Annotated in this window: 12 protein-coding genes and 1 riboswitch; of the genes, 10 read left to right on the forward strand and 2 right to left on the reverse strand. The window is 65.1% G+C overall.

The genetic code is table 11. From position 1 onward, the window contains the following. Window positions 1-42 precede the first annotated feature (42 nt). Window positions 43-198 carry a hypothetical protein gene (locus MZV50_RS02185; RefSeq protein WP_252632798.1) on the forward strand — a complete coding sequence of 52 codons (156 nt, stop codon included), beginning with the start codon at window positions 43-45 and terminating at the stop codon, window positions 196-198. Window positions 199-1,218: 1,020 nt separating this feature from the next. On the opposite strand, the gene MZV50_RS02190 is transcribed toward MZV50_RS02185, so the two are convergent. Further along, entirely contained in the window at window positions 1,219-3,015 is a 1,797-nt protein-coding gene (locus MZV50_RS02190) for a methyl-accepting chemotaxis protein (RefSeq protein WP_252632799.1), read from the reverse strand. A gap of 254 nt (window positions 3,016-3,269) precedes the next feature. Here MZV50_RS02190 and MZV50_RS02195 point away from each other — a divergent pair, with 254 nt between their 5' ends. The 3 genes from MZV50_RS02195 to MZV50_RS02205 all read left to right on the forward strand — a co-directional run bounded on the left by MZV50_RS02195 (window position 3,270) and on the right by MZV50_RS02205 (window position 6,945). Beyond that, window positions 3,270-4,268, forward strand: coding sequence for a helix-turn-helix transcriptional regulator (locus tag MZV50_RS02195; protein WP_252632800.1), 999 nt, complete (start codon window positions 3,270-3,272; stop codon window positions 4,266-4,268). Between the two features lie 195 nt (window positions 4,269-4,463). Then, complete coding sequence (locus MZV50_RS02200) at window positions 4,464-5,126, forward strand: phytanoyl-CoA dioxygenase family protein (RefSeq protein WP_252632801.1); 663 nt, start codon at window positions 4,464-4,466, stop codon at window positions 5,124-5,126. 379 nt (window positions 5,127-5,505) lie between these two features. After that, on the forward strand, window positions 5,506-6,945 hold the full coding sequence (locus MZV50_RS02205) for an IS1182 family transposase (RefSeq protein WP_252632802.1): 1,440 nt from the start codon (window positions 5,506-5,508) through the stop codon (window positions 6,943-6,945). Window positions 6,946-7,010: 65 nt separating this feature from the next. On the opposite strand, the gene ispH is transcribed toward MZV50_RS02205, so the two are convergent. Beyond that, a complete protein-coding gene (gene ispH / locus MZV50_RS02210; protein ID WP_252632803.1) occupies window positions 7,011-7,970 on the reverse strand; it encodes a 4-hydroxy-3-methylbut-2-enyl diphosphate reductase in 960 nt (319 codons plus the stop codon). 142 nt (window positions 7,971-8,112) lie between these two features. Between ispH and MZV50_RS02215 the strand changes: the two genes are divergently transcribed. The 6 genes from MZV50_RS02215 to gcvH all read left to right on the forward strand — a co-directional run bounded on the left by MZV50_RS02215 (window position 8,113) and on the right by gcvH (window position 13,071). Then, window positions 8,113-8,826, forward strand: coding sequence for a Tat pathway signal sequence domain protein (locus MZV50_RS02215; protein ID WP_252632804.1), 714 nt, complete (start codon window positions 8,113-8,115; stop codon window positions 8,824-8,826). After that, a complete protein-coding gene (locus MZV50_RS02220; RefSeq protein WP_252632805.1) occupies window positions 8,823-10,664 on the forward strand; it encodes an arginine--tRNA ligase in 1,842 nt (613 codons plus the stop codon). Before MZV50_RS02215 ends, MZV50_RS02220 begins: the two co-directional genes overlap by 4 nt. A 43-nt stretch (window positions 10,665-10,707) precedes the next feature. Then, complete coding sequence (locus MZV50_RS02225; protein ID WP_252632806.1) at window positions 10,708-10,935, forward strand: DUF1902 domain-containing protein; 228 nt, start codon at window positions 10,708-10,710, stop codon at window positions 10,933-10,935. A gap of 128 nt (window positions 10,936-11,063) precedes the next feature. Continuing rightward, window positions 11,064-11,255: a type II toxin-antitoxin system HicA family toxin gene (locus MZV50_RS26545; RefSeq protein ID WP_354668919.1), complete on the forward strand. Its 192-nt coding sequence runs from the start codon at window positions 11,064-11,066 to the stop codon at window positions 11,253-11,255. Between the two features lie 54 nt (window positions 11,256-11,309). Then, window positions 11,310-11,400: riboswitch (glycine riboswitch) on the forward strand. Window positions 11,401-11,564: 164 nt separating this feature from the next. Further along, window positions 11,565-12,689 (forward strand): glycine cleavage system aminomethyltransferase GcvT, encoded by a 1,125-nt coding sequence (gene gcvT, locus MZV50_RS02230; protein WP_289781896.1) that lies wholly within the window; start codon window positions 11,565-11,567, stop codon window positions 12,687-12,689. After that, window positions 12,583-13,071 carry a glycine cleavage system protein GcvH gene (gcvH, locus tag MZV50_RS02235; RefSeq protein ID WP_289781897.1) on the forward strand — a complete coding sequence of 163 codons (489 nt, stop codon included), beginning with the start codon at window positions 12,583-12,585 and terminating at the stop codon, window positions 13,069-13,071. Before gcvT ends, gcvH begins: the two co-directional genes overlap by 107 nt. The last annotated feature ends 49 nt before the right edge of the window (window positions 13,072-13,120 follow it).

The raw sequence follows: 13,120 nt of genomic DNA on the forward strand, positions 1-13,120 counted from the left end.
GATCTGGCGGGTGTGCTATGATGGTGTCTAAGGAGGCCTGATATGGACGAGTCCGAACGCCAGCCGTCGTCCGCGCCGCAGAGCCCGGACTTCAATGTCGATGCCGACCGACGCGACGCTGAGCTGGAGCGGCAGGTCAGGCTAGGTCTCGAAATTCTTGAGCGTTATCGAGAGACGTTCGAGGCGTTGGCGAAGTAACGTCGGAAGGGCTGGTCTCGGCCTGACCGCGAGGAACGAGGTCTCTTGAGGAGCTGCGTCCAGCCGTCTTCCTACTAGGAAGGCAGCCATCCTTACATCTCACGGCGAGACGATCGCAGGGCTGATCAGGTCACTCAAGGACGACGCTTCGCGTCGTCGCGCGCGGTCGCTGGAGGCGATCCTTGACTGACCTGATCAGCCCTGCACGCTGCAGCCTCCAAGAGATTTAAGGATCGCACCGACCTCGGGAGGTCGGCTTTCGACCCCGAGCGGACGATCGGAAGGTCCGCTGTCGGGCGCCAGCGCTCGGCTTTGCCAGCGTCGGTGTATTCCCGTCGTTCCAGGCGGGTGTGATCCGAGACCGACAATTGTTGGCCGTTGCGATCTAGCCTAGTGGATAGAACGCGATGCTTGAGTCCGACCGAAGGCCGTCCGCCCCCTCTTCCGGTAACGAAGCTCGGTGGTTCGAAGCGTCTGAACCTAACCGCTAGGTATAGGTTAAGCGGTCAAGCACCTCTAAATTGACAAACGGCGCGCCACTCGACTTTGCTACGCCATACTGAGCTGCTTGCCGAGGGAGTGAGCGGAAAGTCGAGGGCATACCAAATATACGTAGCGTGCTGCGAAAAGCTTGTGTGAAAGCCCACGCCCTTTCGCTGCCGAGCGCGACCGTCCGAAACACTATAATTCCGGACATTCCATCGAAGCCCGTTTCACTCAGCCCTTCAAGGAGGGATTCCAAAAACGCGTCCGTCCAATCGGCGCCTTGACCGGACGCCTCACGCGCGACGGCGAACAGCTCGGCTGACATCGCGGGTTCGCCCATCTGCCGCAGAGCCGCGATGAGGTAGGCTGCGGCCTCTTCCTGGACCTGACCAGATCTAAGAGGTTTAGCGTCGGGAAATCTAACAACGTTCACGGCGTCGTCCTTGTAGCAAGGCGCGCATGGCAAGCGCGCACGGCGGCTGAGTCGATCTGCTCGATTTGGCCCGAGCGCCCCAGGCGCCCGTCCCCAACACCCTAGAATTCATCCCAGCCGAGGTCTTTCTGAAGCGCCCCGCCGCCTCCCATGGCCGCCGCGACTCTGGCTTGCTGCCGCGCAACCGGGTTGTGGCCGGGGCGATCGCGGCCCGGCTGCGCGACCTGCGGGCGGCGCCCGCCGCCGCCGGCGCCGGTCTGGAACCGACCCACCAGCTCCGCGAGTTCCTGGGAGCCCGCCTTCAGGTTGGCTGCGGCTGCGGTAGCCTCCTCGACCATGGCGGCGTTCTGCTGAGTTACCTGGTCCATCTGGTTGACGGCGGTGTTGACCTCATGAAGACCGGTCGCCTGCTCCTGCGAGGACTTGGCGATCTCGGAGATCAGGCCGTCGATCTCGGTCACCCGTTCGACGATCCCGGTGAGCGCTCGCCCCGTCTCGTCGACCAGTTTCACACCGCGCTCGACCTGGGCGCTGGACGTGGCGATCAAGGTCTTGATCTGCTTGGCGGCATCGGCCGAACGCTGGGCCAGCGCTCGAACCTCCGACGCCACTACGGCAAAGCCCCGGCCCGCCTCTCCGGCGCGCGCGGCCTCGACGCCGGCGTTCAGCGCCAGAAGATTGGTCTGGAAAGCGATCTCATCGATCACGCCGATGATCTGGGTGATCTGACGCGACGAACTGTCGATCTCGCCCATGGCCGCGACCGCTTCGCCGACCACCCGGCCCGATGTCGCCGCGTCGCCGCGCGCGGCGGTCGCCGCCATGGATGCTTGCTTGGCTCCTTCGGCGCTGCGACGAACCGTCGCGGTAATCTCGTCGAGGGCGGCGGCGGTTTCTTCCAGGCTGGCGGCCTGCTGTTCGGTTCTGCGCGACAGGTCAGAAGACGCCGATGCGATCTCCTCCGCGCCGCTGCTGACGCTGTCGGTCGACCCCGACACGGCGGTCATGGTCTCGTCCAACATGCGCATGGCGGTGTTGAAGTCCTGACGAACCTTTTCGAAGGCCGGGTCGATGACTGCCTCGATCCGGTGCTTCAGATTATTCCGGGCCAGTTGCTCGAGGCCGTTGGCGACCTCCTCGACGGCACGAACGCGCGGCGTGACGTCGGTCGCGAACTTGACCACCTTGATGACGCGCTTCTTGTCGTCGAAGATCGGGTTGTAGGACGCCTGGATCCAGACCTCGCGGCCGCCCTTGCCGATGCGCTTGAACTCGGCGGCGACGAACTCGCCGTTGTTCAGCTTTCTCCAGAAGTCCTGATATTCGGTCGACTGAGCCAGCGCCGGCTCGACGAACATCCGATGGTGCTGGCCCTGGATCTCGGGAAGGGCGTAGCCCAGGGCCGTCAGGAAATTCTCGTTCGCGGTGACGACCTGTCCATCGGGCGTAAACTCGATCACTGCCTGGGCGCGTGAGATCGCCTCGATCTTTCCTTCGAATTCGGCGTTGCGCCGCTTCTCTGCCGTGATCACCGTCGCGACCTTGACCACCTTGGTAACGACGCCTCTCCCGTTCCGAACGGGGTTGTAGGACGCCTGGATCCAGACCTCGGCGCCGCCCTTGCCGATACGCAGGTACTCCTGAGCATCGAACTCCCCACGTCCAAGCTTCGCCCAGAAGGCGGCGTATTCTGGGGTGCGAGAGAAAGCCGGATCCACGAACAGGCTGTGATGCTGTCCTTTGATCTCGGACAAGGCGTAACCCAGGGCAGCGCAGAAATTGTCGTTCGCGGTGAGGATTTTGCCGGTGAGATCGAACTCGATGATCGCCAGCGCGCGTCCAATCGCGGCGAGCGTTTGCGAGGATCCCGCGCCGGACGTGGTTTGAATGCCGAACATGCTGCTCTCCGGGAAAGGTCGCTGGATCGCCTAGCCTTGCTCAGGTCTCCAGGGATTGAAAATCTAGCAAATTGAGTTTCCTCGCCAAATTAGTATGCGCGCTCGATTAAATTGGAATTTATCCCAAACTGCCAGTATTGTTCCAAAAGTGCAGGTCTGCAGAATCGATCCGCAGTATAGGGCAATTTGACGCAGGTCCTGAGTGTGGATCGAACTTGAACAATACTATAAGGTGGGCAATCGAGGATTGAGTGTTGGGTGATCTGCCAATTCCTGATCAGCGTTTGTCATCGGCTTCGCATCTCATCCTGCGGGCGAGCGATCGTGACACCTTGGCGGAAATTCTGGGCGACAAGTATGGCGCGGCGCTGACCGGCGCGGGCCACGGAGACCTGCCCTTCTTCGCTCAGGCCAACCGCGTGCAGGTGGGTGGCGTGACCCTGCACTATTGCCGCTATGACACGCCCGTGGATATCGCGTTTTCCAATATGGCCGGCGTCAGGCAGTTACTGTGCCTGACGAGCCAGGGGCGGATTTCGTCGGACGGCCGGCAAGCTGAAATCAATGCCGACAGCACGACGATCGTGCCGCCCGACTCTTCGTTTCAGGCCTCCTACGCCTCCGGCTATCAGCATATCGTCACTCAGTTCGACGTCGATGCGTTGCGGCGCAAAGCCGAGGCCATCGTCGGATATCCGCAACCCGGTCTGTTCGCCATGCCCATGCTGGAGGCGCTTGCGACCTCGGCGCGCGTTCGCTCCCGGCAAATCTCCCTCTCCCTCGCGCGGATGTTGGCGAGGGAGACCCATATCGACATGCCGCTTATCGAGATGGGCCAGGCGCTGAGCAGCGCCTTCCTCATCGAAAACCTCGCCGGCTTCGCCGATCGCCTAGCCGAGGAGCCGAAGAGCGCCTCCGTCGCCGCCGTGAAGGTGCTTGAGGACTATATCCAGGCGAACTGGAACCGTCCGCTGACCGTCGAAGAGATCGCCGCCGCCTGCGGCGTCAGTGTCAGGAGCGTCTTCGCCCGGTTCAAGCAACATCGAGGGATCGCGCCACTGACCTATGTCCGCGAACTTCGCCTCGATCACGCGCATCGCATGCTGCTGTGCGAAGAAGAAGACTCCGTCATCTCCGTCGCCATGACCTGCGGCTTCTCCAGCTTCGGGCATTTTGCCCGTCGGTATCGGGAGCGGTTCGGAGAGCTTCCCTCAACGACACGCGCGCGAAGGCCGCTCGTGGCGAACAGGTAGGCGCCCATGGCGGCGACTTGAAGACGGATCGAGTGCATGCTGCCGACAATGCGGCAGTCGACGCCCGGCATCCACCCTCTGCTGACGCCGATGAGGTCGGCTGCACGCTCGCCGTCAGAGTTGGACGTTGAGGCTTCGTGCCCGCCGCGCTAGTCCTCAGGAATGCGTAGCCAAGTGCGGACCTCCCCAGAGCGCTTGAAGATCGCGTCAGACGGCGCGCAGCTAGTCCAGGGCGCGCTGGAAAGCGCAGATCTGGTCGGCGTCATCGACCTCCTGAAGGAGCAGCCGGCAGATCAAGCCGGCGTTCGGCTATTCGGCGTCCCGGGGCTCGCATCGTGTTTGCAAGCGACGGGGCTCGTCGGTCAGATTGCAGCATCATTCATGGGGGAGCAGGCTCGACCTGTTCGCGCCATCCTCTTCGACAAGACAGCCTCCACAAATTGGTCCCTGGCCTGGCACCAGGACCGGGTGATTGCTGTTCAAGAGCGGGTGGATGTCGAAGGCTTCGGCCCGTGGAGCCGAAAGCATGGAGCGCTCCACGTAGCACCTCCGTTTGACCTCCTGTCGCAAATGATGACGCTGCGGGTGCATTTCGACCCAGTGACGGAGACCAACGCTCCTCTCCTGATCGCACCCGGCTCCCACAGGCGGGGACGCATACCGGAGCCGGAGGTGCCGCAGGTCGTAGACGAGTGCGGCGTCGCAGCCTGCTTGGCCGAGCCAGGAGACGTGTGGGTGTATGCTACCCCAATTCTTCACGCCTCAGAGCGGGCCAGCTCGCCGATGCACCGACGCGTCCTGCAGGTGGACTATGCAACGGGCGAACTGCCAGGCGGGCTCCGCTGGCTCGGCGTCTAGGTCCGCTTCCCACCGTTGCGGACGTTGAGCTTGTGCGTAACGGTAGTGGAATGACCGACGATGACCTGAGAGAAATAGCCGCTCGCTGCGACCAGGCGACACCTGGTCCATGGCGTTCCTGGATTGAAGGGCGCGATCACACGTCTGGATCGAGCATGATCTCAACCGCTGGCGATGACATCGAAATGGTGGGCGCAACCCCCGCCGATCAGGACTTCATGGCTTCTGCCCGGCAAGATGTCCCGCGCCTTTTGGCAGAGGTTGCTCGCCTGCGCACCCTGCTCAGATCCCAAGGTTAGGGATAGGTCTGCTAACCACCGAGGCTGTGTGAAAACACCGAAGCACCGTAGTCTTTAGGGGAGGGCTTCGGAGGTGCGGGATGGCGCGCTTTATCGAGGGAGAGGATCGTCGGCAGGTGGCGTTGCTGCCGGAATGCCTGGACGATTACGTCGGTGAGGACAGTTCGGTCCGGGTGATCGACGCGTTCGTGGACGAATTGGATCTTGGAGCGCTCGGCTTTGACCGGGTGCGGGCCGCTTCGACGGGGCGGCCTGGCTATCATCCCGGCGCGATGCTGAAGCTCTATCTCTACGGATACCTGAACCAGGTGCAGTCGAGCCGGCGGCTGGAGCGCGAAGCTGGGCGCAACACCGAGTTGATGTGGTTGCTGGGAAAGCTGGCTCCTGACTTCAAGACCATCGCCGACTTCCGCCGCGACAATGGCCAGGCGCTGCGGGCGGCTTGCGCCGCCTTCGTGGCGATCTGCCGGGACATCGGCCTTCTGACCGGCGGCGTGGTGGCGGTGGACGGCAGCCGGTTCAAGGCGGTGAGCACGCGCGACAAGAACTACACGCCGGGCGCGGTGCGTCGGCGCATCGAGCAGGCCGAGGCGAGCATCGGGCGCTATCTGGAGGCGCTCGACGCGGCGGATCGCCAGGAAGGCGAAGAGGCTCAACTGCGCGGGGACCGCCTGAAGGACCGGCTGGACGCGCTGCGGCGGCAGGTGCGCGACCTCAAGGCCATGGAGGTCGAACTCGCCCAGGCTCCGGACGGGCAGATATCACTCACCGACCCCGACGCGCGGGCCATGGCCACCCACGGCAAGGGGACCGGGATGGTGGGCTACAATGTCCAGGCCGCCGTCGACGCCGAACACCATCTCGTCGTCGCCCATGAGGTGATCAACCAGGGCCACGACCGCAGCCAACTGGCCAACATGTCGGCGCGGGCCAAGGCGGCGACGGGGACGGACGCGCTGACGGTGCTGGCCGACCGGGGCTACTTCTCGGGGCCGGAAATCCTGGCCTGCGAGCAAGCCGGAACCACACCCTATGTGCCCAAGCCCCTGACCTCGGGGGCCAAGGCCGATGGCCGCTTCGGCAAGCCGGACTTTGTCTACGATCCCGCCCAGGACGCCTACCGCTGCCCGGCGGGCGAGACGCTCTCACGGCGCATGACCACCGTGGAGAACGGGCAAACCCTGCACCGCTACTGGAACCTCTCCGCCTGCAAGAGCTGCGCGCTGAAATCCCAGTGCACCCCGGCCAAGGAGCGCCGCGTCACACGCTGGGAGCACGAGGCCGTCATCGAGGCCATGCAGCGAAGGCTGGACCGCCATCCCAAGGCTATGCGCATCCGACGACAGACCGTCGAACACGTCTTTGGAACCCTGAAGGCCTGGATGGGAGCCACCCACTTCAAGACCCGGCGGATGGACAATGTGGCCGCCGAGATGAGCCTGCATGTCTTGGCCTACAATCTCAAACGCGCCATCGCCGTCGTCGGCGCCCAACCGCTCATCGCAGCGATGCGGGCCTGAGAAAGAAAGCTCCGCGCCGCCCCTCCTCGCGATACGGTCAGAGGCGTTTCCACACAGCCTCCACCCTAAGCAGTCAGCAGGCGCGGCAGCTTGAAGGTGATGGTTTCTCGGGCCTCGACCAGCTCCTCGACGGTCGTATCATACCGCGCGGCAATCGCGTCGATGACGCCTTGCACCAAGTCCTCGGGGGCCGAGGCGCCGGCGGTCAGGCCCACGCGCGACACGCCTTCGAACCAGCTCCAGTCGATGCCGTGGGCGTCGTCGATCAGGTAGGCCTCGCGGGCCCCGGCCTTCAGGCCGACCTCCTTCAGACGCACCGAGTTGGACGAGTTTTTCGAGCCGACCACCAGCACCAGTTCGGCCTGTTCGGCCAGATGCTTGACCGCGTCCTGGCGGTTGGTGGTGGCGTAGCAGATGTCTTCCTTGTGGGGGGCGGCGATGTCGGGGAAGCGCTCGCGCAGCAGGGCGATCATGTCGGCGGTGTCGTCGACCGACAGGGTGGTCTGGGTCAGGAAGGCGACGTTTGAGACGTCCCTGGGCGTCCAGGCGGCGGCGTCGTTGATGTCCTCGATCAGGGTCACCGCGCCGTCGGGCAGCTGGCCCATGGTGCCGATCACCTCGGGGTGGCCGGCATGGCCGATCAGCACGATCTCGCGGCCGGCGTCGAAATGCTTCTGGGCCTCGACATGGACCTTGGAGACCAGCGGACAGGTGGCGTCCAGATAGATCATCTGGCGCGACCGGGCCTCGGCCGGCACCGACTTGGGCACGCCGTGGGCCGAGAACACGACGGGGCGGTCGTCGGGTGCCTCGGACAGTTCCTCGATGAACACCGCGCCCAGGGCCTTCAGGCGATCGACGACGTGGCGGTTATGCACGATCTCGTGACGCACATAGACCGGCGCGCCGAACTTCTCGACGGCGCGCTCGACGATCTGGATGGCGCGATCCACGCCGGCGCAGAAGCCGCGCGGGCTGGCCAGCACGAGCGAGATCGGACGTCGGATCGGGGTCTGGGCGTTCATGGCGCGGAAACTAGTCGCTCGAAGCCCTCGGCGCCAGGAGTCTGCGTCGTTGCGACGTCACGCATATGCCTTTATCAGGCTGCATGACGCCGAAGGGGCTCCATGGCCCCGCTTGGCTCTTCTTGTCCGGAACCGACGTTTCATGCGCCGCACCTTCTCGTTCGCCCTCAGCGCCCTGATGGCCGTCTCGATCGCCGCCACGACGGCGACGATCGCTCACGCCCAAGGCCCCGGCGGCGGTGGCGGCCAGGACGACGGCGACCAGGCCGCCAAGAAGAAGAAGCGCGACGAGGAGTGGAACCAGCCCAAGGCGCCGCTGCAGCAACTGCGCAACGCCGGCCCGTGCCCCTATGTGAAGGTGCTGTACGACGCCAGCCGCTATGTCGAGTTCAAGGACGCCAAGGAATCGGCCAGCCAGGCAGGCTTCACCGGTGAGATCCAGAGCCTGGCCTCGGGTTGCGCCTACAAGAGCGACGAGCCGATCAAGATTCGCGCCGAGGTCCTGTTCCAGCTGGGCCGCGGCCCGCAGGCTCAGGGCGACAAGCACGTCTACCGCTACTGGGTGGCCGTGACCGAGCGGAACCAGGCCGTGATCGCCAAGGAATATTTCGACCTGCCGGTGACCTTCGCCAATGGCGCGGATCGCGTCTATGTCACCGAGACGCTTGAGCAGATCACCATTCCGCGCGCCGACGCCAAGGTCAGCGGCGGCAATTTCGAGGTGCTGATCGGCTTCGACGTGACGCCGGAAATGGCCGCCTTCAACCGTGAGGGCAAGCGCTTCCGCGTCAACGCCGGCCAGGCGGCCCAGGCTCAGCAGAGCCAGACCCAACCAGGGACGACCACCAAGCAATGAACGATTTGAAGCGGTCCTTGAGCGAGGCGGCCGCGGCCGCTTTCCAGGCCGCCGGACTTCCTCCCGAGTTCGGACGCGTCACCGCCTCCGACCGACCCGACCTGGCCGATTTCCAGTGCAACGGCGCCCTCGCGGCGGCCAAGAGCGCCAAGCGCAATCCGCGCGAGATCGCCGCCCAGGTCGTCGACATCCTGAAGGACGACCCGCGCCTGGCCTCGGTGGAGATCGCCGGCGCCGGCTTCATCAACCTGCGGGTCAGCGACGAGGCCCTGTCGGTCCGGGTCGGCGAGATCGCCTCGGATGGGCGCGTCGGCGCCCAGATGCTGGAGAGCCCGCGCCGGGTCCTGATCGACTATGCGGGCCCGAACGTCGCCAAGCCGATGCACGTGGGCCACCTGCGCGCCTCGATCATCGGCGAGTCGATCAAGCGCCTGTACCGCTTCCGTGGCGACGAGGTGCTGGGCGACGCCCACTTCGGCGACTGGGGCTTCCAGATGGGCCTGCTGATCAGCGCCATCCTGGACGAGGACGCCGAGATCCGGACGCTGGTCGAGGCGCTGCCCGAGGCGGCGAGCGATCCTGAGTCCGCCGAGGCCCTGAAGCTGAAGACCTTCCTGGACGGCCGGATCACCCTGGCCGACCTTGACCGGATCTATCCGGCCGCCTCCCTCCGCCAGAAGGAAGACCCGGCGTTCAAGGAACGCGCTCGCAAGGCCACCGCCGAACTGCAGAACGGCCGCTTCGGCTACCGCCTGCTGTGGGGTCATTTCGTCAAGGTCAGCCGCGTGGCCCTGGAGCGCGAGTTTCACGCCCTCGGCGTCGACTTCGATCTCTGGAAGGGCGAGAGCGACGTCAACGACCTGATCGAGCCGATGGTCCGCGAACTCGAGGCCAAAGGCCTGCTGGTCGAGGACCAGGGCGCGCGCATCGTCCGCGTGGCGCGCCCCGGCGAGACCAAAAAGAAGAAGCTTCCGGACGGCGGGGTGATCGAGGTCGAAAGCCCCGATCCCCTGCTGGTCGTCTCGTCGGAAGGCTCGGCGATGTACGGCACGACCGATCTGGCCACCATCCTGGACCGTCGTAATTCTTTCGATCCGCATCTGATCCTCTACTGCGTGGACCAGCGTCAGGCCGATCATTTCGAGCAGGTCTTCCGCGCCGCCTACCTGGCCGGCTACGCCCAGGAAGGGTCGCTGGAGCACATCGGCTTCGGCACCATGAACGGCGCGGACGGCAAGCCCTTCAAGACCCGCGCCGGCGGCGTCCTGAAGCTGCACGACCTGATTGAGATGGCCCGCGAGAAGGCCCGCGAGCGCCTGCGCGAGGCCGGCCTGGGCGCCGAGCTTTCGGAAGAGGCCTTCGAAGAGACCGCTCACAAGGTCGGCGTCGCGGCCTTGAAGTTCGCTGACCTGCAGAACTTCCGCGGCACGTCCTACGTCTTCGACCTCGACCGGTTCACCAGCTTCGAGGGCAAGACAGGTCCGTACCTGCTGTACCAGTCGGTGCGGATCAAGAGCGTGCTGCGCAAGGCGGCCGAGGCGGGCGCGACCGCTGGCCCGATCGTGATCCACGAACAGGCCGAGCGCGATCTGGCCATCCTACTGGACGCCTTCGAGGGCGCCCTGCAGGAGGCCTACGACAAGAAGGCCCCGAACTTCGTGGCCGAGCACGCCTACAAGCTGGCCCAGACCTTCTCGAAGTTCTACGCCGCCTGCCCGATCATGAGCGCGGACACCCCGGACCTGCGCGCCTCGCGCTTGGCCCTGGCCCAGACCACCCTGCGACAGCTTGAGCTGACCCTGGACCTGCTGGGCATCGAAGCACCGGAACGGATGTAGGATCGGTCTTGGCGTTCCCTTTGCACGCGTGCATCATCGGATCATGAGCGACAGCGTCTATCATGTTGCGGCGGAATGGGATGCCGAGGCCGGTGTCTGGACTTCGTCGAGCAACATTCCCGGTCTGGTCGTCGAGGCAGCCAGCCTGACGGAATTTGTCGATCTTGTTAGTGCGCTAGCACCTGAGCTTCTGTCCGAAAACCTCGGGCTGAAGGGCAAGGTGCCGCTAGATATCCGAGCGCACGGAACTATCGAATTGGCAGTTGCCTAGCTAAGTCGATAAAAATCAGCAACTTGCGCAATTTTCTGTGCAAGGGCTGTGGATATGCCCTGTGGGCAACCGGTGGGCGCGGGCGAATCGCGGTTACATGACGGTGTTCGCTGTTGGCGAGTGCCTTGATGCCGAAGGACTTTTATCCGGATCTCGTTCGCCTCCTGCTCAATGCAGGCTGCGAGCGCGTGCCCGGCGGCAAAGGTAGTCATGAGAAGTGGAAGCGCCCTGACGGGCAGATCCTTACCGTTCCAAGATCGAGGAGCCGGCACACGGCTAACGAGGTTCTGAAGCAGGCCGGGCTTCCTAAGGCGTTCTGAAGCGCTGCAACCGATGCGCCGTTGACTCTCGACCCCGGCTCCCGCATTGAGCCGAAGACCCTCGCGGGAGACATCGGGATTCGCTCCCGAGGCCGAAGGCGCAACCGCCCCGGAAACGCTCAGGCAAAAGGACCGCGCGGGTTTAGGAACGCTGGAAAGTAGCCACCCGACAGGGCGGCTCGCCGAAGGAGCAAGGCCGACCCCAAGCAGCAGAGGGGGAAGGCCGGAATCTCTCAGGTCCAAGGGACAGCGGGGGCGACTTGCCGGCGGACGCCGGTCCCGTCGCCGACCCCGCTTGGAGCCCGCCCCGTGTCCGACCCCAGTTCGTCCGAAGACCTCAAGAAGACCCCGCTCTTCGACGCCCACGTGGCGGCCGGCGCCCGCATGGTCCCGTTCGCCGGCTATTCGATGCCGGTTCAGTACAAGGACGGGGTGCTGAAGGAGCACCTGTGGACGCGCGAGCATGCCGGCCTGTTCGACGTCTCGCACATGGGCCAGGCCCGACTGCGCGGTGAAAACCCGGCCAAGAGTTTCGAGAAGGTGGTCTCGGCCGACTACCAGGGCCTGAAGCCCGGCAAGCAGCGCTACGGAGTGCTGCTGAATGCGCAGGGCGGGATCATCGACGACCTGATGACCGCGCGTCCGGACGACGACGGCCTGTTCGTGGTGGTCAACGGCGCCTGCAAGGACAACGACTACAAGATCATCGCCGAGAGCCTGGCCGGCGAGGCCACGGTGACCCGCCTGGAGGACCGCGCGCTGCTGGCGCTGCAGGGGCCCGAAGCCGCCGCCGTCCTGGCCGCCCATGTGCCGGAAGCCGCGCAGATGGTGTTCATGGACGCCCGCGCCCTGACCGCCTTCGGTGTCGACGCGATCATTTCGCGCTCGGGCTATACCGGCGAGGACGGCTACGAGATCTCGGTCCCGGCCGACGCCGCCGAGCGGGTGTGGAACACCCTGCTGGCCGACGCGCGCGTCAAGCCGATCGGCCTGGGCGCCCGCGACAGCCTGCGCCTGGAAGCGGGCCTGCCGCTGTACGGCCACGACCTGGACGAGACGGTTTCGCCGATCGAGGCCGGACTGAACTTCGCCGTCGGCAAGTCGCGCCGCGAGGCCGGCGACTATCTGGGCGCGGCCCGGATCGGCAAGGAACTGGCCGGTGAGCTGAGCCGCGTCCGCGTGAACCTGAAGGTGCTGGAAGGCGCCCCAGCCCGCGAAGGCGCCGAGATCGCCGACGAGGCCGGCAACGTGATCGGCAAGGTCACCAGCGGCGGCTTCGCCCCCAGCCTGGGCTTCCCCATCGCCATCGGTTTCGCCCCGCCGGCCTATGCGGCTGTGGGCACGAAGCTCAAGGTCATCGTTCGTGGCAAGCAGGCCGCCGCCGAGGTGGTCGCGACCCCGTTCGTCGCCAATCGTTACGTCCGCAAACTCTAATCAAGGGCCGACAGAGATGCGTTTCACCAAAGATCATGAATGGGTCATCGTCCAAGGCGACGTGGCCACGGTCGGCATCAGCGCCTACGCCGCCGAGCAACTGGGCGACGTGGTGTTCGTCGAAGTGCCGGAAGCCGGCAAGGTCGTGAAGCAGGGCGAGGGCCTGGCCGTCGTCGAGAGCGTCAAGGCCGCTTCGGACGTCTACGCCCCGGTGTCGGGTGAGGTCATCGAAGGCAACGCCGAACTGGGCGATGCGCCGGAGACCGTGAACGCCCTGCCGGAAAGCGGCGGCTGGTTCGCCAAGATCAAGCTGTCGAACCCCGTCGAGGTCGACGCCCTGATGGACCGCGATGCGTACGAAGCGTTCCTGAGCACCCTGTAAGAACCCCGCTCATCCCCGCGAAAGCGGGGACCCATGCGGCCACCTCAGC

The organism is Caulobacter segnis (assembly GCF_023935105.1).
Taxonomy (GTDB): Bacteria; Pseudomonadota; Alphaproteobacteria; order Caulobacterales; family Caulobacteraceae; genus Caulobacter; species Caulobacter segnis_B.

Excerpts from the sequence above, each read along its gene's own strand:
- MZV50_RS02185 (WP_252632798.1), top strand. The coding sequence starts at position 43 with ATGGACGAGTCCGAACGCCAGCCGTCGTCCGCGCCGCAGAGCCCGGAC.
- MZV50_RS02190 (WP_252632799.1), bottom strand. The coding sequence starts at position 3,015 with ATGTTCGGCATTCAAACCACGTCCGGCGCGGGATCCTCGCAAACGCTC.
- MZV50_RS02205 (WP_252632802.1), top strand. The coding sequence starts at position 5,506 with ATGGCGCGCTTTATCGAGGGAGAGGATCGTCGGCAGGTGGCGTTGCTG.
- ispH (WP_252632803.1), bottom strand. The coding sequence starts at position 7,970 with ATGAACGCCCAGACCCCGATCCGACGTCCGATCTCGCTCGTGCTGGCC.
- MZV50_RS02215 (WP_252632804.1), top strand. The coding sequence starts at position 8,113 with ATGCGCCGCACCTTCTCGTTCGCCCTCAGCGCCCTGATGGCCGTCTCG.
- MZV50_RS02220 (WP_252632805.1), top strand. The coding sequence starts at position 8,823 with ATGAACGATTTGAAGCGGTCCTTGAGCGAGGCGGCCGCGGCCGCTTTC.
- MZV50_RS02225 (WP_252632806.1), top strand. The coding sequence starts at position 10,708 with ATGAGCGACAGCGTCTATCATGTTGCGGCGGAATGGGATGCCGAGGCC.
- MZV50_RS26545 (WP_354668919.1), top strand. The coding sequence starts at position 11,064 with ATGCCGAAGGACTTTTATCCGGATCTCGTTCGCCTCCTGCTCAATGCA.
- gcvH (WP_289781897.1), top strand. The coding sequence starts at position 12,583 with ATGCGGCTGTGGGCACGAAGCTCAAGGTCATCGTTCGTGGCAAGCAGG.